Here is a 25,268-nt window from a genome sequence, read left to right on the forward strand (position 1 = left end):
ATAATCCTATGTGAATCCTAATATTTCTTTAATGAAAACAAAAAGGATCAACGCCCGTTCGCATTATATACGATTTTCACTTTTTTCTCAAAAATTCATCGCATCAAAGGTTTTTTAACCATTTCCCGCTAACACTGGAACCCAGAGTTACATATCGTATCTTAACCTTTTAAGAGGACAACTATGGCTAAAGCACATGTTCAGCCGGGTGACCGGTTTATCAAAGTCGGCCATCCAGAAACTGTCTGGATTGCCACACGTCTAATCGAACTCCCGAACCTTCCGATGCATGTTCACTTGATGAACGAGCGCGATGACCTGCAAATGCAGACATTGAGCGAAATGGCACTGGAGGATCGCAAGCTTTATCAACGAGTACGCACCACTCATTAATAAAAACCTGCGAACACCAAAACAAAAAGCGGTCCCTTTGCCATGAAGGGGCCGCTTTTTGTTTAAACGCCTTGTTTTGTGCTTTAGGAGGGGAAGAAACATCATAACTCCGCCCCTCCCTCTTCAAAAAACACCCTAAATTTAAGAAGCTATCCGCGTTAGAGGAAAACCAGAATCATAGAGTTTACGTAAATCAGTTTCTTCGCAAAAATGGCCAAGAGCATAACAAATCGGCTCTCCAATAATGCGAATGACCTTACCAAGCAAACTTCCCCGTTCGATTTTTCCTTCGATATGGGCAACCTGCTTGGCGCGAGCTAAGGCAAAAGGCCGTATGAATGCGGTGGCAAGTGGTGATTTGCGCATAAGTCTTACATACGGTACAGCCCAAAAGTGATACCCTCGTCTCAATTCATCAGGCATCACCCGGACAGCATGAGCCATATCCCACCGATAGAGGTTTGAGGGCATTAGCCCTTGGCGATGCAACTCCGTGCAAATAGCACTCTTGCCACCTCCCGTATTACTGCTATCCGCATCATAACCAATACCTCGTTTAGATGCTTCAATTTCCACCGCACTGCGGTTAAGCCCAAAAGTCCGCCCCAAAGCTGGTTCAGCAGAAACGGCATTACCCTTTCCTTTACCAAGCCCTGCAGATACTTCAGCATCTGACATGCTACCTGGGTCTCTACCTTCGCCACTGTTTGAACGATTTGCATTTGGCCCTTTTTGACTATTTTTGCCCATATTGGCAGTTGCTGTAGATTTCACAGCAGCCACTTTCCCGACATCACGGCTATTTGGACCTGCACCTAAGGTGTCTTTGGCAGCACCACCTGACAAATTATGAGCTCCCGTCCCGCCACTCATGATATCCTTTTCATCAGCCGTACTCAACATTCCAGTGGTCGGACCCGTTTTACCGCCAAATTCTTTCGTTGATTGAGAAGAAGAGTTAGTCGTCAAACCATGCTTTGCATCAAAATCTGGATTGGTTGGTTGGGCAGCACTTGTAGTATTTGACTGTGCCGCTTTTGCAGCAGCGTTGTGTGCTTCCTGAGATTTTTGATGTGCCGCAGCCTGCGACTTACTATAATTATCCAGATGTTGCTGTGTTTTTGCGGCTTGCTTTTCTTCCTCCTTGCTGACTTGAGTTTGGTTTTGGGCAACCTGCGTATTCGTCACAGAAGTCGAACGGGATTTATTCTGACCAAACATTCCAGCTTCAATATCTGCCATGGCACTTTGCATCGCACGGCTTTGGTCAGTGGAGATTGTTGATCCGACCGGTCCTAACCCTTGCACGCCTTTGGGGGCAGATGTAGGTCGGCTGGGCATTGTACCAAAAGAAGCTGATGCTGACTTACCATTCGCTAGGGATACTGTCCCCGGAGCCACTGCATCAAAGAAACCACGTACCCACTGATAGCGAGGTTATGGTTGGGATCAAGTGTATTGCTATAGGCTTTTGACCCCATCAATGACAAGGCATCATCCTTGTGCATCAGTGAAGGATTACTTGCTGTAATGGACTTGCCATTCACATCCAAAGTCGGGCCAATGGCTTGACCGCTGACCATTCCCAAAATGTCAGGATTTAATGACAAGGCTTCAAAGCTGCCGAACGCATTATTAACAGCTTCATCTATAGCCCGACCATTCACAGAAAAGCCCGCACCATCATCATAGGCACCACGCAAATCACCTTCGGAGTATGATGGTGGTGATACACCGTCGTCAAAACGTGAAGCCATTTCCAATACATCCTTTGCAAGGTCATATGCAAAATCAGTATTACTTAAACTACCTAAAAAGCTGGTTGAAATTGGGTCAATTTCCACTGCTTGTGACAAACCATATTGGTTAATTGCCGCAACCATTGGATCAATTGCATGATATGCCCAGCCTCCATATGTATTGCCATGGGGAACGGCATTGGGATCATACGTTGTTGGCCTTGCATTTGTAATGCCATACACAGAAAAGTCGGTTGGCATTTCAAGTGTTAATCCGGGAAGGTGCTCAACAAAATGAGCAACAGGTGAATGTTGTTGCGTCAATGTCACTACGTTATTAGGTGAAATTTGAATATCGTTCGGATTATCCAAAATCCCAATGGCACCCGGTCCATCAATACCCACTAAACTGGCATTGGCTCCTTTTCTCGTTGCTTCTTCGGCTAAGGCACCTGCGATTGGATTGCCAAGACTAAAACCTGAAAACGTAATTTGGCGACCATTTGCTCTTTCAATCGCATAATCGAGAGCATCCTTGAATGCTTGTGTATCCTTTTGCAACTGACCTCCGCTCAAGTCTGCCGCTAAATCCTTAGCGGTTTCCACGTGATCTTTCCCACCAGCGTAGGTTCCAGCAGCACTTACATGCACCCCCTTTTGACCGCCGTCGAACACGCCAATTTGTAACCCAGTGGGATCATCCCTAAAATCTGCAACTGGGCTAAGCCCGTTAATCGTTTTTCCTGACAGGCCAGTTAATTGAGTGTTGTGAACTTCTTGAGCAACATTAACTGCATCAATGATTTGTTGTTCGGTTAGGTTAGTATTCATAGCAATCTCCTTCATAAGATCAAAAAAAAGACCCGCCAAACCAGCGAGTCTTGAAAAGTTTAATAAAGCCCTGCGAAATCCCTTTTTGGGCAGCAGAACATTCTGTAGGTCTACATGATTAGAAAAAGGTTATTAATGCCCAGCATAGAAATAATGAAAAGAGGGTGATGGCGGAGTTTCCCAACCATCCAAACCGATTTATTTTCTTGTATATTTTCCAGCTAGCCCACCACAAAATAATAAGAACGACACCTCCTACTAGATACGCATGACGTAACGAGTACAAGGCTCCCCCAATCGCTCCGCCAAAGCCAAGTCCCAATACAATGAGATTGACATAGACAAGAATAAGACCAAGTAGTGTCAAAGCGGCAGCACGCCACATCGTTTCTAAAACAGTCATGTTGTTCGAAGTATCCATTAGTGTATTCTCCAATTCAGAACTGATGACTGGATACATATCGTTATGAAAATGAGGACTATGTTCCCTTTCACGCTGAATTTATTGATCTTTCTGTAAAGAAAGAACATGGCGAGCACAACTGCTCCCATCAGAAGTAAAGGTAAAAGCAATAAATAGACCGGCAATGTTTCGGTAAACCTTGCCATTAAGAAATAAGCCGCAGGTATTAACAATAAAATGACGACCGCGACATTTAACAGAAACATTTGGATCGCCCCACGCCACACCATTTCCATAGGCATCATTTTATTCGGAACGTTCATTATTGCGTTCTCCAATTTAGAACTGCGAACTGGAAACAAAAGGTTATGAAGATCAGTGCCAAATTCCAGCTAATGGGGAAACGGTTAATTTTTCGATATACTAGATAAGCCACATAACACAGCCCACCACAGACAATTAATGGGAGTGGCATCAACCAAAATGGTGCATCAACACTTGCTGCACCTGCCATTCCTAGTGCAAGCATACTAATTGGTATAAGAACAACTAAAACACCCATTAAATTCAGAATGGTAAATTGGATAACACCTCTCCACAGAATTTCAGGAAGTGTTATTTTTTTCTCTATTTCGCGCATTCCAACTCTGCCTATTTTTCTCAGTTTTATTTATGAAAAGGCTATAGGGGTTTTCTTAAGTTGTATTACAACAAACAAAAATAGGAAAGTGCGCTCACACTTCTCCTGTTGACTTCCCTCTATATGGCATGTGGCCCACATCAAGCCAAGAACACAACAAGAACAAACTATACCTTTGCCCAACACCAAATGCGAATCCATCAATTTTCACAAGGGCTCAGCTCTTTTAACCAGATTTCCTTGAGGCACAAACGCAGGCTATCCATGGGGGAAATGGCACCGATAATTTGGGCAAAGGCATCCTGCAAGGCGCGAATAGCCTTTAAGACTTCCTCAGAACGTTCGCGGTCCATGGTTTCCCGGCCAATGGCATACATTTTTTCAAAGGCTGCTTTTTTGATCTCATTGAGTTGTTCAGCCAAAGACACAGCCGAAAGGCAGGGTGTCTCTTCCAACATTTTGGTCATCTCGGCCAAGGCAGAGAGAATAATCTCGCGTAACTGTTCATCTTTGATATGTGCAAATTGTGCTGTTTCAGCCACTGCCGCCATGATCAGGTCCTTAATGATTGCCATGAGCCCTTTCTTATTAGATAAAGAAGCCTATGTCGAAAATTATCTTATTCAATAAGCCCTTTAACGTCCTGTGCCAATTTACAGACGAAGGAATTAAGCGCGAAACACTGGCTGATTACATCAAGATTCCCGGTGTTTATGCCGCTGGCCGCCTGGATAAAGACAGCGAAGGATTATTGTTGCTGACAGGAGACGGTAAACTCCAGTCACAGATTTCTCATCCAAAATTCAAATTGCCCAAGACATACTGGGTGCAGGTGGAAGGTATCCCAGATGACAAAGCCCTGAATGCTTTGGCACAGGGAATAACGCTTAAAGACGGAAAGACACGCCCTGCCAAAGTACGCAGAATCGAAGAACCTAAAAACCTATGGGAAAGAAATCCACCGGTACGTTTTCGGGCCAACATCCCCACAAGCTGGATTGAACTAACCATCAAGGAAGGTAAAAACCGGCAAGTGCGCCGAATGACAGCGGCTGTCGGCTTTCCCACCCTGCGCCTCATCCGTTATGCCATAGGGCCGTGGACCCTTGATCAGCTTGAAACAGGACAATGGAGCGAAACATCTGTCAAACAAGATGACTTGCCAGAATTTAAAGTTGAGAGAAAAAAAGCTTTTCATCGGCGCAAAAATGGTCGAAAACAGATAGGAACAAAAAACAGGGAAGTTAACAAACGACTTCCAAACGGGGAGAAGACAAGGGCATGAGCGCCAGCGATAGATCAACAAAAGAAACAGAACGCTTTGTTGCGCTTGCATTTTGCCGTGCCGACCTCCTTTTTGAGCTGGACGACGACTGTAAGATTGAGTTTGTCGCAGGCGCAACCCCGGTTTTACTGGGCAAAAAGCCCGGACAAATGAAACAGACCAACTTCAAAGACTATGTTCATGAAGAAGATCACGGCCTTTTGAAACAACTGATTGATACAGCTGACAACAAGGGGCGGCTGGACGATGTTACCTTACATTTAAAAACGGCTAAGGGCGGTAAAGTCAGAACCTGCCTGTCAGGCTATCGTGTACCAGACTTTAACAATCACTTCTTCCTTGCGATTAAGGTGGAACCCAAGAAAGATTCCTTTGGTAAGATTGATCCCTTGCGCCGTGATGGCGACACAAGCCTGCTGGATAAAGAATCTTTCTCTCAAGCGGCCTCTGAACGGATTAATTCCTTCATTCGTGCAGGTGGTGAAGCCGAAGTTTCCATGGTTAAAGTCGACCAACTGGATAAACTTCTGGAATCCATCGAAGAAAACGACCAGCAGAAACTGCTGGAAGGTATCGGCAACTTGCTGAATGAAAATTCCATTGGTGGCGATACGGCCAGCCGGATTGATAATGACAGTTTCAGCTTTGCCCACTCCAAAGATATTGATACCGAAACCGTTAACCAAAAAATCGAAGAACTCGCCAAACAAATTACTCCGGCAGGTGATATGATCCAGGCCGTTTCCAATACGGTTGATATGGATTCTGCGGACATGAGCGACGATCAGGTCGCACGTGCCATGATGCATACCATGCAGAAATTCTGTGAAAATCCTGGCGGTTTGAAAGAGAATAACTTCTCCGATGTTCTTTCCGGCATGATGACCAATACGGTCTCTAATATTGATTATATCAAGGAAGTGTCCAAAACAGGCGATCTGGATATTTACTTCATGCCTATTAACGATTTGCAACGAGGGTATGTCCACCACTTTGAAGCCCTTGTTCGCTTTAAAGGAGAACAAGGAAAAGGCTCGCCCTATCAACTGATCAGTCTGGCCGAGGAAGTCGGGATCATTCACGATCTTGATATGGCAATTGTGAAAGAAACCATCGCCAGCGTGCGTAATTATCGCAGTAAAAAGAATTTCCCAGGTGTCGCTGTCAACCTGTCAGGATCGTCTGTCAGTAACGAACAGTTTATGACAACCATTTATGAGATGATGAAGAGAGAACCTAAACTTTCGGAACATCTCCTGTTTGAAATTACAGAATCTGCCAAAATTGATGATCTGCCACGTGTAAACAATACCATTCAATCTATCCGTGAGCTGGGCTTTGAAGTCTGTCTGGATGATTTCGGTGCCGGGGCAGCCAGTTTTGATTACCTCAACGGGCTGGATATCGACGTGGTTAAGTTCGATGGCCCTGTGGTTAAGCGTGCCTATAGCACGAAAAAAGGCCATGACCTGCTCAAAGCCATGGCAAACATGTGTCGTGACCTGAATGTGGAAACCGTTGCCGAAATGGTCGAAGATCAGGAAATGGCCTATCACATGAAAGAATGCGGCATTGATTACGGTCAAGGCTGGTTCTTTGGCAAACCAGACCCCGACCCCATGCAATATGCCCGTAAATTTGCCCCTAAGAACAAGCTGATCAAAAAGTAATTCAATTACGAATCAAGGATAAGCTTCTTACATTAATAGGTCCTGCCCCTACCTTATCCCGATACAGCAAGATTTTTCCTAAGAAGTTTTTCATTGTGCTGCAGAATCACAGCACGCATTACAATCTAAGTACGTATTCATATAACTGTAACAAATTCTAGGTATTCCCCCCTATTGTCTTTGCGATACCGTCTCTATATAAGAGGTTTATCTTTTAAGAACTTGTTTTTATGTATGGTTTAATGACTATCACATCCACAGATAAAACTCTATATGAAGCGGAACGTACTTGTTATCGCTGTAACAAAGGCTCATATAAACTTGGTACAATTGGCTGCGCTGATATCTGTGAAAAAATTTACGATACAATCGTCAATCTGGACGGCGATGCCTCCTCCTATCCAAAGGGCTCACTTCATATCCGTTCATATTAACAAATATGGGTGATTTCAAACCTGATTTCCTGAGTTATACAGTCCGCACTTAAATTTAAGTTGATGCGGATGGAAAAAATGTCTCACATATGGGAAGAACTGACCAATCATGAACTCAATATGGTCAACTGCCTGAAAGCCTATTGTTTTGCCTGTAAAAAGAGTACAGGTATTGAAGGGGTGATTGGGTGTCGTGATATTTGCCCCCCATATGTGAAGCCCTCGACAATCTTGACTATCTGCGCGAGAATAGCCCCTTTTCCGATTACTGTGAGCTTCAACAGGCTTGTTAAGATTCGTAGGCCCTATAGCTTTTCCAGATACGCCTTATACTTCATATCATCAATCAGAATATGATTAAGAAACCAGTCAAGCAATGCCTGTAAATGCTGAGCTGTTGCACCTTGGCCTTTTTCAAAATGTTGACAAGCCTTGGCAAGCTCGTCCAGAAATTCAAAATGACTTTCTTTATGGTCCTTTAGCCCCGGAATCTCCATTTTTTCCAACAAGGTTTCTTCGAACAGTAAATGTTCATGGACAGACTTTAACAAGTCCCCCATTTGATTCGCCACATGGATTTCACAATCCGGGCTTTCTACAAAATCAATCAGTTGATTGAGGTTCTCTGTGATCTCCTGATGTTGCGCATTTAATTCGCTATGCCCAACGCAATATGTCCCATCACCAATAAGTGGCTGCATAATCAACTACCAATAAAATCAATAAAGTCACAAGTTGCGGTGCTTTTAATATATTGCAATGCACAAAACAACCTGTAGAAGTACCTATAAATACAAAAAAAGACCCGAAGTAATCTTCGGGTCTTTTTGAATTGGTAGCTGGAGGCAGACTTGAACTGCCGACCTCGGCATTATGAGTGCCGCGCTCTAACCAGCTGAGCTATCCAGCCTTAGAAGCGTGTCGTGCGCTTCGAAGTGGGCGTTTTTTACGGCAGTAGCGCCCAACTGTCAAACAAAAAAAACATTGTTTTTAACTTTTTTTTGACAGCCTTAAAATGCCTGAAATTCCACAAGAAAAAAGCTTAAGCCCCTCGTTCGATCCAGCCTCCACCCAGCATGCGCTCACCTTCATAAAAGACACAAGCCTGTCCCGGTGCGATACCAGCATACCCCTCTTTAAGGGCCACACGGGCGCGGTTATTATCCAGTGGATAAACCGTTGCTTGTTGCGGGGGCTGGGCGGAACGAACCTTGACCACCAGCTCACGTCCTTCTTTAGGTAAGTCGGTAAAGCCAATCCAGTTCACCCCATGAATGGTCAGCTCATATTCCATCAAAGCTTCTTTAGGGCCAACAATAACCTGCTTTTTCTCAGCATCCAGCCGAATAACATACAAGGGCTGCGGCCAGGCAATGCCCAACCCACGACGTTGACCAACCGTATATTTGATAACCCCATCATGTGTGCCGACCACTGTCCCGTCGATATGGACAATCTCACCAGCCTCTAGAGCACCGGGGCGGAGCTTTTCAACCACATCCACATATTTGCCTTCCGGGACAAAGCAAATATCCTGGCTATCGCTTTTAGAAGCCACTGCAAGGCCATATTTCGCAGCCAGAGCACGTGTTTCATCCTTTGACATACCGCCTAAGGGAAAACGCACAAAATCAGCCTGATCCTGCGTCATGGTGAACATGAAATAGCTTTGATCCCGACGATGGTCTTGCCCCCGCAATAGAATCGCCCCCTGATCTGTCATATCCCACTGGACGTAATGACCCGTGACAAGGGCATCCCCACCCAAGTCTTTGGCCGTTTCCAGAAGGTCACGAAATTTCACTGTCTCGTTACATTTCACACATGGGATCGGTGTTTCACCATGGACATAGGTTTCAGCGAAATAGTCCATGACATCACGCTTAAAAATCTCTTCATAATCCAGCACATAATGCGGAATGCCAATCTGATCAGCGACGCGGCGTGCATCATAGATATCGCGCCCGGCACAACAGGTATTGGGACGGCACACTGCCTCCCCATGATCATAGAGCTGCAAGGTGACACCAACCACATCATACCCCTGTTCCTTAAGCATAGCTGCTGTAACAGAACTATCCACACCGCCGGACATGGCGACAATCACGCGGGTATCTTCAGGGGCTTTATCAATAAAGAGAGAATTCATGATTTAATCACTGCTTCATAATCACTATTAGGGTCAAGCACACGCAACGTTTTGGAATGAAACTCACGACGATAAACGACCAAAACGACAAGAAGGGTCGAGGCAATAAAAATTAATGGATGGATAAACCACGATAGTGCGGCCAAGCCAAAATAATAGGCCCGCATCCCCCGATTAAAGGTCTGCACAGCCAATGCATTAATTCTTGCAGCGCGCTCAGCCAAAGTCTGTGCCTTTTCACTCGCCGCCTCTTGAAAATCGGGGAATGCCCCCATCACAATGACCATGTAATTAAACTGTCGTAAAGACCAGGCGAACTTGAAAAAGGCATACACAAAGATCAACGCCAAAGTCAGGAGCTTGATCTCCCACATCACTTTGGTTGTGCTGGCGACATATCGTAAATCTTTCGTCAGTTCCTGCACCTGATCCAGCCCCCCAAAAATGGCAACAATCCCCCCGATGATGAAGATTGCTGTCGAGGCAAAGAGTGAAATGGACCTGACAAGAGTGGAAACCGCAGCCATATCAGCAACGCGAATTTCATGTTTGAGGGCTTCGCGCATCCATTCCAGACGATAGTGATACATCACATTCATAAGGCTGGAGCGTTGCTGACTAAAGCGGTCCGCCCATTTGGTATAGCCCGCCCAAGCAATTAAAAACCACAAGAGTGCGAGCGCATCCAGAAGGGTCACACCATGCATAAATTCAATATTCATACCTTCCCTCCCAAAAGAAAAGGTCCCCGCATTCGCGAGGACGACAGCTTCTTAATCTCTTTCTTCAAGCCAGGCCATTTGTATGGCTTCGAGAATTTTCTCGTTGCTTTTATCCGGGTCATCCTCGAAATCATCCAACTCCTGAACCCATTTCCAAAGATCAGTAAAGCGGACATGCATAATGTCCACATCAGGATGAGCATCCTCCAGTTCAATGGCGATATCATGAATATCTGTCCAACGTAGTCCCATCAGATGCTCTCCTTATGTGTGTCAGTCTTAGCCGATGTTGCGTGTTTCGGCCGGAACGTGAACTTTAATGCCGTCCAGTTCGTCATTCAGAATGATCTGACAGCCCAGACGTGATGTTTCTTGCAGGCCAAACGCCAAATCCAGCATATCTTCTTCTTCTTCAGTCGGTTCGTCCAACTCGTCAAACCACTCGTCATCAACGATTACATGGCAAGTTGAACAAGCCATGGACCCTTCGCAAGCGCCTTCCAGCTCGATATCATTTTTATGAGCAACTTCCAAAATAGACAGACCGTTTGCAGCCTCTACTTCTTTTTCAGAACCGTCAGGGTTTACGAAAACTACTTTAGGCATAAAGAACTCCTCTTTTTCAAAAACTTCTAAGTTAGTTTTGATCTATTCAATTCAATAAATCAAGATTCAATAGCATTTTCCAGTCGATCCACATTGATGCCTGTCAATGCTTCTTCAATTCCTTTATCCATGCGGCGCTGTGCAAACATCTGGGTTTCGCGATCCAGCTCTTCCACCATGGCATTAATGGCATGACGATCATCACCGACGATGGTCTCGTCCAGTTTATTCAACACCACATCAATATGGGAACGTTCATCTTCATTCAACAATTTTCCATCAATATGAAGGGCAGAATAGACCGCTTCCATCACGCGCTTGGCTTCAACACGCGCCTCGGTTAACAAACGGACTTCCATATCGTCTTTTGCATGTACCATACTATCGCGCAGCATGGTCGCCATTTCTTCATCAGACAAACCGTAGGACGGCTTAACAGCCACTTCTTGCGACACACCTGTGGTCACTTCTTCAGCCCCAACGGTCAGCAAGCCATCTGCATCTACACTAAAGGTCACACGAATACGCGCCGCCCCGGCCGTCATGGCCGGAATGCCTTTCAGGGTAAAGCGTGCAAGGGATCTGTTTTGATCCACCATCTCACGCTCACCTTGCAGGACATGAATAGCCATCGCACTTTGACCATCCTGATAGGTGGTAAATTCCTGTGCTTTAGCCACTGGAATCGGGGTGTTGCGCGGAATGACTTTTTCCACAATCCCGCCCATAGTCTCGATCCCCAAACTAAGCGGGGTGACATCCAGCAACAGGTTATCAGAACCAACAGTCAGGGCTTCGGCCTGCAAGGCAGCACCGACAGAAACAACCTCATCCGGGTTGATATCAGACAGCGGGTTCTGTTCAAAAAACTCCCCCACACGCTGGCGTACCAACGGCACACGGGTTGAACCACCGACCAGAACAACGCCTTTGACTTCATCTGGGAACGTATCGGCATCTTCCAACACATTGCGACAGATATCAATGGTGCGTTCCACCAAGGGGGCTACCAGTTCTTCAAACTTTTCACGGGTGATGGTGTGGTTGGACATTTTGCCATTAAATTCCAATGCAAAATCACCACTATCATTTTCCGTCAAACATTCCTTGGCCATCCGCCCTGTAACAAGGGCAATCTTCACATCATCGGTTGTCAGGATTTCTTCACCATATTGGGCACGACGTTCCTCAAGGAAATATTCCAAAATGGCATGATCAAAATCATCCCCGCCAAGGGCCGCATCCCCGCCTGTGGCTTTTACCTGAAAAACGCCTTTTTCCATACGCAACAAGGAAATATCAAAGGTCCCGCCACCCAGATCATAAACCGCATAGACACCTTCGGCCTCACGATCCAGACCATAGGCCAACGCAGCCGCTGTCGGTTCATTCACAAGGCGCAGAACTTCCAAACCTGCCAGTTTGGCCGCATCCTTGGTCGCTGTACGTGCTGCATCATCAAAATAGGCCGGAACAGTGATAACCGCCTGATTAACCTTCTGCTTAAGCTGATCTTCTGAACGTTCTTTCAGAGCCTTCAAAATATCGGCTGAAATCTCAACAGGGGTGAGTTCCTTACCTGACACTTTCAGGCGCACCATCCCTTCGCCTTCGACTACTTCAAACGGAAGCGTCCCTGCGATGGATTTCACATCCGCCAAGCCACGGCCCATCAGGCGTTTCACTGATGAAATCACCGTTTCTGGGCGCATCAATAACAATTGTTTCGCCAACTGACCGACAATGGCTGACCCATCAGGTGCATAAGCCACAACAGAAGGCACCAATGCCGTTCCGCTTTCATCGCGCAAAACTTCCGGCTTTTCTTCTTTTGACACGGCGACAACCGAGTTGGTCGTGCCCAAATCAATACCAACAGCCAAATTTTCTTCACCATCATGTGGCATTGGCGTTTCACCGGGCTCGTGAATTTGCAGCAGAACGTTTTCAATCATTATTTCAATACCAGACGCGCTTTATGCTGACGCGTTTCTTCCAGAAGTTTCGTTAAATATTTCAGACGAAGAGCAAGCTTACGTGCCTCATCCAGCTTTGTCGTTTCAAAGGCAGCGGCAATGGCTTTCACACATTCCCGCACATCCCGACGTGCCCTATCAGACAACTTATTAACCACGGCAACATCTGTGGCTTCCATCAAGGCTTCACGGGTTTCCATAGCTTCCATCAACAAGATGGGATCATTCACCGTGTGATCATGGCTGATGCCATCCGTCCCTAAAACCTGCAACAAATAGTCAGCCCGTTTCAGCGGGTCTTTCAACACCTCGAATGCCTCGTTCAGGCTCACCGCCTGTTGTTGAGACAGGTTCTTTTCCTGTGCGGTTTTATTGGCAAAACGATCAGGATGGAGATGGCGTTGCAGTTCAAAATAAGTGCGCTCCAAACCATCCACGTCAATGCCATAGTCCTTATGCAGACCAAGGCGGGAGAAATGGTCAATGTGACCGGGGGGTTGTACCGCATGACAGGTTTCACAAAACAGGTCACTTTCCCCAACCGGGCCTTTACAGGACCAGCATGGGTGCAAACCACTGTGATCATTGCGCAATGTTGTATCGTTTGATGAAGTATCCATAGACCCAACTGCCATCCCGCACTTGATGCGGGATCTCTTTATTCAAAAGGTCCCCGCTTTCGCAAGGACGACGGTTCCTTAATTAAACGTGGAAAGATTCACCACAGCCACAACGCCCCTTTTCATTGGGGTTGTTGAAGACAAAACCGGATGCCATTTGCTCTTCGACAAAATCCATTTCTGTTCCAAAAATGAACATGGTCGCTTTGGGGTCAATCATGATTTTTACATCGTCTGCCGGGTCAAAGACCTCATCAAACTCGTTGACCTCATCAGCAAATTCCAACGTATAAGACAGGCCGGAACAGCCTTTGGTACGCACACCAATGCGAATACCCACACTGGGTTTGCCACGGCTATCTAACAACGCACGGATACGATCTAGTGCAGCATCGGTTACACTAATTGGGGCAGGACGTTCATTCATGCCAACGTCACTCCTTAGTCGGTTTTCTTGGTTTTATAATCGTCAATGGCGGCCTTGATGGCATCTTCGGCCAAAACAGAACAGTGGATTTTCACCGGCGGCAAAGCCAGCTCTTCAGCAATATCTGTATTTTTGATATCCGCGGCCTCATCCAAAGTCTTGCCTTTGACCCATTCTGTCACCAGCGAGCTGGATGCAATGGCAGAACCGCAGCCAAATGTTTTAAACTTGGCATCTTCAATCACACCATTATCAGCAACCTTGATCTGCAAACGCATCACATCGCCACATGCCGGTGCACCGACCAGACCTGTGCCCACATCACCATCTTCATTGTCCATAGAGCCGACGTTACGCGGGTTTTCATAGTGATCAACAACTTTATCGCTATAAGACATTTTATTCTCCTTTTCACCGCTTCAAAGGCGGTTGTCTTAACCTATTCCTTAATGTTCAGCCCACTGGATGGACTTAATATCAATACCTTGCTGAGCCATTTCAAACAGTGGGCTCATTTCACGCAGGCGTTTAACTTCTTTAATGATCCGGTCCGTGGCAAAATCCACTTCTTCCTTGGTGGTAAAGCGACCAATGCCCAGACGAAGCGACGTATGAGCCAGTTCTTCTTCCACACCCAGCGCCCGCAGCACATAAGACGGTTCCAGCGATGCAGATGTACAAGCTGAACCGGAAGACACGGCCAAATCCTTGATCCCCATCATCAGACCTTCCCCTTCCACAAAGGCGAAAGAGACATTGAGATTGCCAGGAATACGACTGTCCAGATCACCATTCAAGTAGACTTCCGGCAATTCATCCTGAAAACGTTTCCACATATAGCTTTGAAGCTCATGCAGGCGTTCACTTTCTGCTGTCATTTCTTCCTTGGCAATCTTACAAGCCTCACCCAATCCCACACACAGAGCCGGGGCGAGCGTCCCAGAACGCATGCCACGTTCCTGACCACCGCCATTCATTTGTGCAATCACACGCACACGCGGGCGACGGCGAACATAAAGGGCACCAATCCCCATCGGACCATAAATCTTGTGACCGGAAATAGACATGAGGTCGATATTCATCTCATTCACATCCAGTTCAATCTTACCCACAGCCTGCGCACAGTCCGTATGGAAGAAGGTTTTGTTCTCACGGCACAAGGCACCGATTTCTTTTAACGGCTGGATCACACCGATTTCATTGTTGACCGCCATGATGGATACCAACAATGTCTTATCCGTCATCGCAGCTTTCAATTCTTCCAAATCAATCAGGCCATTTTCCTGAACGGGAAGATATGTCACCTCAAAGCCTTCCTGTTCCATATGGCGGCAGGTATCAAGGATACATTTATGTTCGGTCACGCAGGTAATGATGTGATTGCGTTTATTCTTATAGAACTCCCCCACCCCTTTCAGGGCCAGATTGTTTGATTCTGTCGCACCGGAGGTAAAGACGATTTCCTTGGAGTTCGCCCCAATAATGTCCGCTACCTGCTTGCGGGCGTCTTCAACCCCTTCTTCTGCATCCCAGCCATAGGCATGGTTACGAGAATGCGGATTACCAAATTTTTCGGTAAAGAACGGCATCATTTTTTCAACGACACGCGGGTCTGTCGGTGTGGTTGCCTGATAATCCAAATATACCGGATGGTCCTTTGTATTCACGCCCATGAGGGGGTTCCTTTTCTTCTTCTTCGTCTTCAATCTCAAGCCGCATTACTGTGGCTTGTTTTTCTCGCCTGTACACGCTCAACTATCTTTGTATAAGCCTGTACAAAAAAATCTATATCTTCTTTGGTACTATTCCAGCCTAACGAGACCCGGATCGCACTGCCTGCCAGTTCATCCTTCACCCCCATAGCTTTCAACACATGGGAAGCCTTCACCTTACCGGAAGAACAAGCAGAACCGGCACTAACCATAACTCCTGCCAAATCAAGTGCCATGACCTGACGCTCACTCGCCATCCCTTCAATCGCGAAATAGCTGGTGTTGGGAATCCGTTCTACAGTCTCACCAAACACAACTGCGCCCAAAGCCTTAATTTGCACTTCCAGCTCATCACGCAAGGCTTTGATGGCAGAAAAGTCCCTTTTTTCTTCAACCGCTGCACCAAAACCGACAATACCTGACAGATTCTCAGTCCCGCCGCGCATGGAACGTTCCTGTCCGCCCCCTTTATTCAAAGGTGTCAACGTCAAACCTGCGCGCTTAACCAAAGCCCCCACACCTTGCGGGCCACCCAGTTTATGAGCAGACAGGCTGATTAGGTCCAGACCAAGGCTTTGCATATCAAAATCACATTTACCAGCCAACTGGACCGCATCAGAATGGATCAAGGCACCATGAGCATGGCAAATCTCCACAATCTCTTTCAGTGGCTGGATCACACCGGTTTCATTATTGGCCCCAACGATACTGACCAACGTTGCACGGTCATCCCCCTTTAAAGCTTTTTCCAAAGCCTCTAGAGAAACAACACCATTTTTATCAACCTCAAGCACTTCAAGGTCATCACGCGCCTGCATAACAGCAGCATGTTCAACAGATGAAACCAGTACCCGATCCACATCTACACCATTCAAGGCCAAGGCATCTGCCTCTGTGCCGCCACTAGTGAAGATCACCCAATCACTGGGCACATTAACAAGCCGAGCAACCTGTTCACGGGCTTCTTCCATCAGCTTACGGGCTTCACGCCCGGATCTATGAACCGAAGACGGGTTGCCCACATGGCTTAACGCATGCGTCATCGCATCTACCACAGCAGGGTAGATCGGCGCAGTTGCGTTATGATCCATGTAGACGATGTTCTTCATCACTCAGCTTGCCTTATTGTGCCGCTGCGACTTTTTCGCGGGTTTCTGTATCAAACAGTGAACTGGTCCCAAGCAGGCGTTTCTCAACAATATCTTCCAGTGAGATGGAGCTGAGATAGAGATAAATCTGATTACCCAATTCCGTCCATAAATCATGCGTCAAGCAACGGCTTTTATTTTCACGACAGCCATTGGGGTTGCCCGGTGTACAACGTGTGGCCGTAATGGGTTCATCCACAGACATGATAATGTCAGAAATACGCACATCCACACATTCACGCGCCAGCAGATACCCCCCACCCGGCCCACGTACAGATTTCACCAAATCCCCTTTGCGCAGTTTGCCAAAAAGCTGTTCCAGATATGACAGGGAAATTTCCTGACGATCCGCGATATCAGCCAATGAAACCGGCGAGCCCTTGCTATTACAGGCAAGATCAACCATCGCCATGACAGCGTAACGCCCTTTTGTACTTAATTTCATGCTTCAAGCTCCCACTTAACGTCCGCCGGAAACAACATCGAGTTTTTGTTCACTCTCTACTGTCTCTTCAGCTGTGCCGCCTTCAAGTTCTTCGACACGATTTTTCAATGTATTGATTTCTGTGCGCAACGCTTCGATTGTACGCACCACCGGATCTTTCATGCCATCCGGCGTTCCATAGGCACAGAATTCGCTATCTTCTTTTTTGTTGCGCCCCATCACCATCTTGGCCGGGATGCCAACCATCGTCACACCGGGCGGCACATCTTCCAGCACCACTGCATTTGCACCAATACGGGCACCGGCACCGATCACATGGGGGCCAAGCACTTGCGCACCAGAACCAACGATCACACCATCTTCCAATGTGGGATGGCGTTTGCCTTCTTCCAACGAGGTTCCACCAAGGGTCACACCTTGATAAAGTGTCACATCATCACCAACCTCGGCAGTTTCACCGATTACAACACCTGTCCCGTGATCAATAAAGAAGCGACGCCCCACCTTTGCCCCAGGGTGAATTTCAACCCCGGACAAAATTTTCCCAACATGAGAAAGAAAGCGTCCTAACAAGCGCCATTCACGCAACCACAAAGCATGGGCGACACGGTAAAACATCAACGCATGCAGACCCGGATAACAGAGAATCACCTCAAGGCGGGATTTCGCTGCGGGGTCACGTTGAATGAATGAATCGATATCTTCTTTTAATCTTTTGAACACGATAGGCCACGTTTTGCTAGTATCTTAATCATTTTTGCGCTATGAGATGGGCTATTGATTCGACAACAAATCGTGCTTATCTCATAGTGAATTGCTTAGGAATATAGAATGCCCGACTAAACTAGTCAAGTTTATCTCGGCACAAAAGTCTGTTTTTCACGAGAATAGCCACATATTTTTGTCGGATTTTTTATTTTTTGTTTTCATCTATTTAGGATTCGTCTGAGAAAGATGCCTGAAGTCATTTTCAATGGACCGGAAGGTCGCCTCGAAGGTCGCTACCACCACAGTAACGATGCAAATGCACCGATTGCACTTTTGCTTCACCCGCACCCAGAACAGGGCGGTACCATGAACAACCGTGTGACCTACACCTTGTTCAAAACGTTCAAAGAGCGTGGTTTTTCCGTCCTTCGCTTTAATTTCCGTGGCGTTGGTCGCTCTCAAGGTATTTTTGACAGCGGAATCGGAGAACTTTCCGACGCGGCTGCTGCATTGGACTGGATGCAAACACATAACCCCAATGCCCGCATCTGCTGGGTCGGTGGTTTTTCTTTTGGCGCCTGGATTGGCATGCAACTGATGATGCGCCGCCCGGAAATCAATGGTTTTATCTCCGTTGCGCCACCAGCCAACCTGTATGACTTCTCTTTCCTTGCACCCTGCCCGGCCTCTGGTCTGGTGATCCATGGTGATGCCGATGATGTGGTCCCGGAAGAATCTGTTGCCAAACTGGTCAATAAACTGGATAGCCAGAAAAACATCTCTATTGATTATCAGCGCATTTCCGATGCGACGCACTACTTCAATAATGAAGAAGAAGCAGAACTGATCAAACAGATGTCTGGTGAGTATCTGGATCGCCGCATTGTTGAACTGGCTGCTGAATAAGACCAAAGAGATTCCCAATCGAGTTGGGAATGACGAATAAAGAATAAAATGAGTCCTGACCTTGGTCAGGGCTCATTTTTGTGTGTGGGAATGAAACACACCGCCGCTCAACGGCTCTTTCACCCCTGTTGTCCCCGGAAAGGTAATCGGCAAACCCGCAACAGAACGCGTCGCGAGATAGGCAAACGCCTGCGCCTCAATCGCATCGCCATTCCAGCCAACATGTTCAGCCGTCATCACCTGCCCATAGAGATAAGCGTTCAAAGCGCTCATCATGGACTTGTTTAAACGCCCCCCACCACAGATGATCCAGTTTTCCGCCAAATAAGGAAACAAGTCCTGTGCCTTCATCACACTGGCAACGCTAAAGGCCGTCAAAGTCGCCGCCCCATCTTCGACAGACAGGTCATCAACAAGATCAAAGGCCATACGCTTAAATTCATCACGGTCCAAACTTTTGGGGGCCGACTTTGAAAAATAAGGATGGGTCATAAATGTATTGACCGCATCATCATGGATTTCACCTGATGCTGCAATCGCCCCATTTTTATCAAACGCCTGCCCGGTATGTTTTTTCACCCAATCATCAATCAAGGCATTGGCTGGCCCCGTATCAAAAGCCAAAAGTTCATGATCCGGCCCAATCCAAGTCACATTGCCCACCCCGCCTAAATTCAAGATGGCAAGCGGACGGGAAATATGTTTGGTAATTGCCTCGTGAAAAACGGGGACCAGCGGCGCACCTTCCCCGCCAGCCAGAACATCTGCTGTGCGCAAATCATTCACCACATCAATGCCGACAGCACGCGCCATCATCGCCCCGTCCCCCAACTGGATTGTCAGCCCATTATGGGGTTCATGAAAAACAGTTTGCCCATGAAAACCAATCAGGTCGATCTCATTGCGGGAAAAACCCTCACTTTGTAAAAAACGTTCAACCGCCTGAATATGGCGATGGGTAATTTGTTCTTCCAAATCCCCAAATGCCTCTTTCTGACCAAAACATTTTTGAACAGAGTGACGAAACTCTTCGTCATATTCGTAACTTTGAAAGCCCAATAACTCCGCAACGGTTTCACCATCCGTTTTAATCAAGGCAACATCAATCCCATCCAGAGATGTGCCGCTCATCAGGCCAATGACAAGTTTCATGAAAATAACGCCACTCTCAGTCCATCAATAATATATTGCGATGCCAATGCTGCTAATAAGACACCTAAAATACGCGAAAAGATACTTGAAACCGTCTGCCCAAGAACCTTTTCCAGCTTATCAGAGATCATAAACAGGCAAAGGCTAACCAGCAAGACACCCCCTGTTACCCCCAAGATCATCATCTGCCCTTCTGAATTACCATCCTGCGCTTCCATCAACAACATGATAGAGGTAATAGACCCCGGTCCGGCCAGAAAAGGAATGGCGAGTGGAAAAACAGAAATATCTTCCATTTCCTCATCAGCCTTGATCTCTTCGGCCTTTTCACTGCGCCGTGTGGTGCGTTTGCCAAAGACCATCTCAAGACCGGTCAAAAACAGCATAGCCCCGCCCGCAATGCGAAACGATGACATTTCAATCCCTAATAGCCCCAAAAACTCATGACCGATCAGGGCAAAGAATAATAAAATACAGGCCCCGAAGAAAACTGCCCGCAAGGCCATCTTGCGCCGATAAGCAGCTGTCGCCCCGGCACTGAGGCCAATAAACATGGGCGTCAATCCAATAGGGTCGATAATCACAAACATGGTGACAAAGGCTTGCAGGACGATATCCGTCATCCGTCTTTCCATTTTTATCTAGAGCAATGTCATTATTTTATGCTAAGTAGGCCCGCCTTTCATTAAAGTCAAAGAAATTCAGGAAAAGCGGACCAATGACCAATTACAAATCCGATTTTATGCGCATTCTGTCAGAGCGTGGGTTCATCAACCAATGCACAGACATCGAAGCCTTGGACGAAAAAGCGGCAAAAGAGGTCATCACCGCCTATATCGGCTTTGACTGTACAGCCACCAGTCTGCATATCGGCAGCCTTCTGCCCATCATGTTGCTGCGTTGGCTGCAAAAAACAGGGCACAAGCCTGTTGTTCTGATGGGGGGCGGCACAACAAAAGTCGGCGACCCATCCGGCAAAGACGCCACACGCCCGGTCATGACAGATGAATTTATTGCCAACAACATGGCCGGAATTAAAACCGTCTTTGATAAATACCTGAGCTTCGGTGAAGGTTCTACAGATGCAGTCATGGTGAATAACGATGACTGGCTGTCTGATATCGGTTATCTGGAATTTCTGCGCAATTACGGCCGTCACTTCACCATCAACCGCATGATGACGTTTGACAGCGTGAAGCTGCGCCTTGATCGCGAACAGCCCCTCACCTTCCTTGAGTTCAACTACATGATCCTTCAGGCTTATGATTTCTATGAGCTCAACAAACGCCATGACCTGACCCTGCAAATGGGGGGATCGGACCAATGGGGTAATATCATCAATGGTGTTGAACTGACCCGTCGTGTTTCTGGCAACGAAGTTTTCGGCCTGACAGTCCCGCTTTTGACCACATCTGATGGCAAGAAAATGGGTAAAACGGCCAATGGGGCCATTTGGCTGAATGACGATATGCTGTCGGCCTATGACTTCTGGCAATACTGGCGCAACACATCAGATGCAGATGTGGGCCGTTTCCTGAAACTGTTCACTGAACTGCCCATGGATGAAATTGCCAAACTTGAAGCGTTGCAAGGTCAGGAACTGAATGAAGCGAAGAAAATCCTCGCCCATGAAGTGACAAAACTGTGTCGTGGTGAGCAAGCTGCCCTTGATGCTGCAGAAACGGCAAAGAAAACCTTTGAGCAAGGCCAGCTGGGTAAAGACCTGCCCACCTTTGAAATTGAACTGGGTGACGGCATTCCAGCCTTTGATGCCATGCGCCGTGTCGAGCTTGCCAAATCCGGCGGTGAAGCACGCCGTGCGATCAAAGGCGGTGGCGCACGTTTGAACGACACGCCCATCAAGGATGAAAACCAGCTGATCACAGCAGCCGAAGCCAATAAGGATGGCCTGATCAAACTATCCTTTGGTAAAAAACGTCACGCTTTGATCAAACCTGTTTGATCATCATAAAAATGATTTTACTGAGCCGCAGCAGGAATATCTTGCTGTGGCTTTTCCAATTGGAAAAGGCGGCGCAAAAAGCCCGGTGCCAAGGCACTAACCGGGTTTACACTGACTTTAGGATCATCCAGATCCCCCGTCACATCAAAGGTCCAGGCAAACAGTCCGCCACCTTTTTCCCCGGCAGTAAACAAATTCCCCAACAGGGGTACATTCCCCAGTAAAGCATTCAGTCCGTAAGCCGGAACAATTGTGCCATCAATATCGGCCACATTGGCATGGGTATAAAGTTTCCCTTCCCAGGTTAAACCAATGGAAATTCCGTTGGTGCGCCCATCCTTAAACTCAACCACCCCGCTGTCATATTTAAACGGTGATGTCAGCGAGGTAAAACCAATGCCATCCCCTTGTAAGCTATCCAGCACCCCGGTCAAGGCCACGAGACTCAGAAGCTTGGCAAGCGCGGGCACTTCGGTAATACGATAATCCTGCACACGAATGCTGCCAACCAATGGGCGACGGGGGGCATCATCGTTAAAGACACCTTCGATCAACAGGTTGCCGCCTTGTATGTCATCAAACAGGTCAAGGGCACGCAACAAAGCCCCGGCATCTTTGGTTTCCATCTTCAAGCGACGGTTTTGTTTATCTGGGGACAGGTCAATAGTAAAGGCTTCGCCCCCGCCAACAACACCTGTCAGATGGGCCTTCGTCCAAACTTTCCCATCAGAACTGACCGCGCCAGCCACCGTATTTAAAGAATGGTCTTCATCCAGCCAGACTTTATCAAAGCGACCCGAGAATGTCCCCGGCAACCCTGTATCTTCATTGGTGGGGGCCTCCTTACTTTCACTTTTGCGCCGATTGTCCAAGGCAGCCATTAAGTCAAGACTGTCACCTGTAATATCAAACTCCCAGCCAACAACCGGGGAATATAGGACTGTTCCCTTATTCACCTTGGTGCGCCCTGCTTGAAAGCGGGAAATCCGCATGGTTTGAATTTGTTCCCCTTTGGCATCCAGTGCAATCGAGCCTGATGCTTTTAAATCTTTACTGGCAACAGAGAAATAAGGCACACCGATCAAACGATCTGAATTGAAATTGACTTTGGCATAGGCTTGTCCCTCCCCCTCAGGTACCTTTTTCCAGTCAATAATCGGAATATGGATTTCAGCACCTTTAAGGTCTGCAAATGTTTCCAAAATCCCAATACCTTGCCAGTTTTCCGTGATCGTTGCATCCACATGGATCGGCCCTGTCATAATCTCATTATTAAAGGGAGGGAAATCAAGGCGAAGTTCTTTGACCCGCTGGGCGTCATTTACCACCCCATCCAACAGGAAGCGACGCTTAAACAACGTATTACGGCTGAAATTCTCCCGCCATTTCAAATCCGCCGGGATGGTGCCCAAAACAATCTTGCCCTCAACATCCATACCTGTTTTATCGACGCTCAGCTTAATGGCACCTTTACTCAGGTCTTCTTCAAACAACACATCATCAATAACAATATCTGTTCCCTGAGCCGTGGCAGATACATCCACACCATCCCAGCCCAGATCATCCAACAGCAGGAAGGACATTTTCAGATTAGTCACCGTCTTGCCAGATGTTTTCTTTGGTTCAATCCCCAACGCCTTGGCAAAACCCAATGGTTTTTTATCAATAAAAAACAAGGTATCGCGCAGCGGACCTTCTGCAACAAGGTCCAGGTTCAAACGCTGGTCATATTCGTCCAAACCAAGGATATCAATTTGGGCTTTCTTGATACGGATTTTGTCAATACCGCCGCCCGTTACAGTAATCTTGAATGTCTTATCATCAAATTTCGCCCAGCCGCGCGCATCACGAACCTTGGGAAGCGGGTTTAGATAATCAACCGTCACCTTGTCCATTTCCATATCACCATGAACATGGTGAACAGTAACCTCCCCATTTTCATGGGCGGATACGGAAATATCAATACCTGCACGCTGGACCATGCCATCAGAAATATTTTCAACAACCCAGTCACGGGCATCGTCATTCAGCCCCTTGGGCCAATAACGGTTTAATTTCCCCGGAATAACATTGAGCAACTCCCCAATCAGGTCCGCTTTACGCACAGGGCCATTAAACAGGCCAGCGATACTCCCTTTGACAGAAGCAGTCGGTCCTTCTCCAAGGTCAAGGTCAAGACTTTCCACATGCAGGATGTCTTTATCCGTTTCATAATCCCCTTTGAAACGCATAACTTCCATTGGAATAAAGTCTTCAATCGGGGCAGGCGTCTTGATCATGGAGCCTTCGCTTAAGGCAAGCAAAGCTTCTTCAATTCGAACCTTGGCATTAAAGTCTTCATACCCGGCACGTAATGAAAGCGTATCAATATTCAAAACCTGCTTAACCGGTGCAGGTAAATGCAACTGCCCGCTTGTCGCCTTCAGGTCACTGAAAAAGGAACGGACATTCCCCTCTTTATCAACAGCCCCGCTGACTTGACCTTCAATAGAGAATTGCAGAGGTTTAAGTGGCGCCAGTTCCGGCCATAACCCGGATAAATCCCCCAGATGCAAGGCATGGATACGCGCCTGAGTATCCAAAATTTCTGTTGTCAGATTATAAGAGGCATCCAGATCAATCTTTGTCGGTTTACCACTTAAAAACACTTCCAGCGCACTTGCCAAAACAATGGTTTCGCCAATGCGTTCAACCTCAAATGTCGTATTGGGTACGCGCAGTGTGGTTCCGGTTTTTTTATCCTGATATTCAAGCTGGGCCTTATTGACTATCACTTTTTTCAAGTAACTTAAGGGCCGCGTTGGATCAGGCTGCTTACCAACCAGTTCATCCAGACGAAATGCCTTGTCTGCGCGAACCGTAATCCCATCGCCCATCTCAAAAACAAAGGTGCCATCCCCGTGGCGCATTAAATGGATTTGCGGCTTAATCAGCTCAATACTGCGCGGGGCCACAGTCCCTTCAAACAAGGCTTTCCCACTCAAGGACAAAGACGCCTGAGGGACAGAAGCAATGCGGCGACCATCACGGGTAAACACACTGGCCCCGACAATGCGCACATCCAGCGTGCGATCCCACCCTTCCCAGCTTAAGATCGTATCGTCAATTCGAACCGACATCCCCCGTGCATTTTTGGAAACAGCCTCAACGATATAAGGGGTTAATTGTGGCAGTGAAATGGGGCCCTGTGACAGTTTCCAGGCAAAGACAAGCCCCAGCAACGCAATCCCGGCAAGGACGGCGCTAACTATCTGGAGTGTATGTTTTAATGTCTTCCAGACCACTGAGGTTAATCCATTTCTTCTTTCACACTTGACCCGGCCATTTACATGGCGCACT

At 47.1% G+C, this 25,268-nt stretch carries 27 protein-coding genes and 1 tRNA gene; 5 read left to right on the forward strand and 23 right to left on the reverse strand.

Going from position 1 to position 25,268, the window contains the following annotated elements; all coding sequences use genetic code 11:
• Window positions 1–183: 183 nt before the first annotated feature.
• Window positions 184–393, forward strand: coding sequence for a hypothetical protein (locus tag E4K71_RS08555; RefSeq protein WP_135078614.1), 210 nt, complete (start codon window positions 184–186; stop codon window positions 391–393).
• Between the two features lie 141 nt (window positions 394–534).
• Here the strand turns inward: E4K71_RS08555 and E4K71_RS08560 are convergent, their stop codons facing one another.
• The 6 genes from E4K71_RS08560 to E4K71_RS08585 all read right to left on the reverse strand — a co-directional run bounded on the left by E4K71_RS08560 (window position 535) and on the right by E4K71_RS08585 (window position 4,581).
• Window positions 535–1,635, reverse strand: coding sequence for a hypothetical protein (locus tag E4K71_RS08560; protein WP_135078616.1), 1,101 nt, complete (start codon window positions 1,633–1,635; stop codon window positions 535–537).
• Between the two features lie 134 nt (window positions 1,636–1,769).
• Entirely contained in the window at window positions 1,770–2,963 is a 1,194-nt protein-coding gene (locus E4K71_RS08565) for a hypothetical protein (RefSeq protein ID WP_135078618.1), read from the reverse strand.
• Window positions 2,964–3,081: 118 nt separating this feature from the next.
• Window positions 3,082–3,384: a hypothetical protein gene (locus E4K71_RS08570; RefSeq protein ID WP_135078620.1), complete on the reverse strand. Its 303-nt coding sequence runs from the start codon at window positions 3,382–3,384 to the stop codon at window positions 3,082–3,084.
• An 81-nt stretch (window positions 3,385–3,465) separates the two neighbouring features.
• Entirely contained in the window at window positions 3,466–3,651 is a 186-nt protein-coding gene (locus E4K71_RS08575; protein WP_135078622.1) for a hypothetical protein, read from the reverse strand.
• A gap of 37 nt (window positions 3,652–3,688) precedes the next feature.
• Entirely contained in the window at window positions 3,689–4,006 is a 318-nt protein-coding gene (locus E4K71_RS08580) for a hypothetical protein (RefSeq protein WP_135078624.1), read from the reverse strand.
• A gap of 200 nt (window positions 4,007–4,206) precedes the next feature.
• Complete coding sequence (locus tag E4K71_RS08585; protein WP_135078626.1) at window positions 4,207–4,581, reverse strand: hypothetical protein; 375 nt, start codon at window positions 4,579–4,581, stop codon at window positions 4,207–4,209.
• A 29-nt stretch (window positions 4,582–4,610) separates the two neighbouring features.
• On the opposite strand from E4K71_RS08585, the gene E4K71_RS08590 reads away from it, so the two are divergent.
• Window positions 4,611–5,291 carry an rRNA large subunit pseudouridine synthase E gene (locus E4K71_RS08590; RefSeq protein WP_135078629.1) on the forward strand — a complete coding sequence of 227 codons (681 nt, stop codon included), beginning with the start codon at window positions 4,611–4,613 and terminating at the stop codon, window positions 5,289–5,291.
• A complete protein-coding gene (locus E4K71_RS08595; protein WP_135078632.1) occupies window positions 5,288–6,961 on the forward strand; it encodes an EAL domain-containing protein in 1,674 nt (557 codons plus the stop codon). Before E4K71_RS08590 ends, E4K71_RS08595 begins: the two co-directional genes overlap by 4 nt.
• A gap of 739 nt (window positions 6,962–7,700) precedes the next feature.
• Here E4K71_RS08595 and E4K71_RS08600 read toward each other — a convergent pair.
• The 14 genes from E4K71_RS08600 to cysE form a co-directional block, all read right to left on the reverse strand.
• Window positions 7,701–8,096 (reverse strand): hemerythrin family protein, encoded by a 396-nt coding sequence (locus E4K71_RS08600; RefSeq protein WP_135078634.1) that lies wholly within the window; start codon window positions 8,094–8,096, stop codon window positions 7,701–7,703.
• 132 nt (window positions 8,097–8,228) lie between these two features.
• Window positions 8,229–8,305, reverse strand: a tRNA-Met gene (locus tag E4K71_RS08605).
• 132 nt (window positions 8,306–8,437) lie between these two features.
• Entirely contained in the window at window positions 8,438–9,544 is a 1,107-nt protein-coding gene (gene mnmA / locus E4K71_RS08610) for a tRNA 2-thiouridine(34) synthase MnmA (protein ID WP_135078637.1), read from the reverse strand.
• Window positions 9,541–10,266 (reverse strand): DUF599 family protein, encoded by a 726-nt coding sequence (locus E4K71_RS08615; protein ID WP_135078640.1) that lies wholly within the window; start codon window positions 10,264–10,266, stop codon window positions 9,541–9,543. Before E4K71_RS08615 ends, mnmA begins: the two co-directional genes overlap by 4 nt.
• A gap of 51 nt (window positions 10,267–10,317) precedes the next feature.
• Window positions 10,318–10,518: a Fe-S cluster assembly protein IscX gene (gene iscX / locus E4K71_RS08620; protein ID WP_135078643.1), complete on the reverse strand. Its 201-nt coding sequence runs from the start codon at window positions 10,516–10,518 to the stop codon at window positions 10,318–10,320.
• A gap of 27 nt (window positions 10,519–10,545) precedes the next feature.
• Entirely contained in the window at window positions 10,546–10,872 is a 327-nt protein-coding gene (locus E4K71_RS08625) for a ferredoxin family 2Fe-2S iron-sulfur cluster binding protein (RefSeq protein ID WP_135078645.1), read from the reverse strand.
• A 59-nt stretch (window positions 10,873–10,931) separates the two neighbouring features.
• Window positions 10,932–12,827 carry a Fe-S protein assembly chaperone HscA gene (gene hscA, locus E4K71_RS08630; RefSeq protein WP_135078647.1) on the reverse strand — a complete coding sequence of 632 codons (1,896 nt, stop codon included), beginning with the start codon at window positions 12,825–12,827 and terminating at the stop codon, window positions 10,932–10,934.
• A complete protein-coding gene (hscB, locus tag E4K71_RS08635; protein WP_135078650.1) occupies window positions 12,827–13,468 on the reverse strand; it encodes a Fe-S protein assembly co-chaperone HscB in 642 nt (213 codons plus the stop codon). The genes hscA and hscB overlap by 1 nt, the downstream gene beginning before the upstream one ends.
• Window positions 13,469–13,550: 82 nt before the next feature.
• Window positions 13,551–13,895, reverse strand: coding sequence for an iron-sulfur cluster assembly accessory protein (locus E4K71_RS08640; protein ID WP_135078652.1), 345 nt, complete (start codon window positions 13,893–13,895; stop codon window positions 13,551–13,553).
• A gap of 14 nt (window positions 13,896–13,909) precedes the next feature.
• Entirely contained in the window at window positions 13,910–14,293 is a 384-nt protein-coding gene (gene iscU, locus E4K71_RS08645) for a Fe-S cluster assembly scaffold IscU (RefSeq protein WP_135078655.1), read from the reverse strand.
• 48 nt (window positions 14,294–14,341) lie between these two features.
• On the reverse strand, window positions 14,342–15,568 hold the full coding sequence (locus tag E4K71_RS08650; RefSeq protein ID WP_135078657.1) for an IscS subfamily cysteine desulfurase: 1,227 nt from the start codon (window positions 15,566–15,568) through the stop codon (window positions 14,342–14,344).
• A 35-nt stretch (window positions 15,569–15,603) separates the two neighbouring features.
• Complete coding sequence (locus E4K71_RS08655) at window positions 15,604–16,716, reverse strand: cysteine desulfurase family protein (protein ID WP_135078659.1); 1,113 nt, start codon at window positions 16,714–16,716, stop codon at window positions 15,604–15,606.
• Window positions 16,717–16,729: 13 nt separating this feature from the next.
• Complete coding sequence (locus tag E4K71_RS08660) at window positions 16,730–17,200, reverse strand: Rrf2 family transcriptional regulator (RefSeq protein WP_135078661.1); 471 nt, start codon at window positions 17,198–17,200, stop codon at window positions 16,730–16,732.
• Between the two features lie 15 nt (window positions 17,201–17,215).
• Entirely contained in the window at window positions 17,216–17,923 is a 708-nt protein-coding gene (gene cysE, locus E4K71_RS08665; RefSeq protein ID WP_346504517.1) for a serine O-acetyltransferase, read from the reverse strand.
• Between the two features lie 231 nt (window positions 17,924–18,154).
• On the opposite strand from cysE, the gene E4K71_RS08670 reads away from it, so the two are divergent.
• Window positions 18,155–18,814: an alpha/beta hydrolase gene (locus E4K71_RS08670; protein WP_135078665.1), complete on the forward strand. Its 660-nt coding sequence runs from the start codon at window positions 18,155–18,157 to the stop codon at window positions 18,812–18,814.
• A gap of 72 nt (window positions 18,815–18,886) precedes the next feature.
• Here E4K71_RS08670 and E4K71_RS08675 read toward each other — a convergent pair whose 3' ends face one another.
• Entirely contained in the window at window positions 18,887–19,966 is a 1,080-nt protein-coding gene (locus E4K71_RS08675; RefSeq protein ID WP_135078667.1) for an anhydro-N-acetylmuramic acid kinase, read from the reverse strand.
• On the reverse strand, window positions 19,963–20,589 hold the full coding sequence (locus tag E4K71_RS08680) for a MarC family protein (protein WP_135078669.1): 627 nt from the start codon (window positions 20,587–20,589) through the stop codon (window positions 19,963–19,965). The genes E4K71_RS08675 and E4K71_RS08680 overlap by 4 nt, the downstream gene beginning before the upstream one ends.
• A gap of 95 nt (window positions 20,590–20,684) precedes the next feature.
• On the opposite strand from E4K71_RS08680, the gene tyrS reads away from it, so the two are divergent.
• Window positions 20,685–21,929 carry a tyrosine--tRNA ligase gene (tyrS, locus tag E4K71_RS08685; protein WP_135078671.1) on the forward strand — a complete coding sequence of 415 codons (1,245 nt, stop codon included), beginning with the start codon at window positions 20,685–20,687 and terminating at the stop codon, window positions 21,927–21,929.
• Between the two features lie 17 nt (window positions 21,930–21,946).
• Here the strand turns inward: tyrS and E4K71_RS08690 are convergent, their stop codons facing one another.
• Window positions 21,947–25,213, reverse strand: coding sequence for an AsmA-like C-terminal region-containing protein (locus tag E4K71_RS08690; protein ID WP_135078673.1), 3,267 nt, complete (start codon window positions 25,211–25,213; stop codon window positions 21,947–21,949).
• Between the last annotated feature and the right edge of the window lie 55 nt (window positions 25,214–25,268).

Origin of the sequence: Terasakiella sp. SH-1, from assembly GCF_004564135.1 — a bacterium.
In the GTDB taxonomy this organism is placed as follows: Bacteria; Pseudomonadota; Alphaproteobacteria; order Rhodospirillales; family Terasakiellaceae; genus Terasakiella.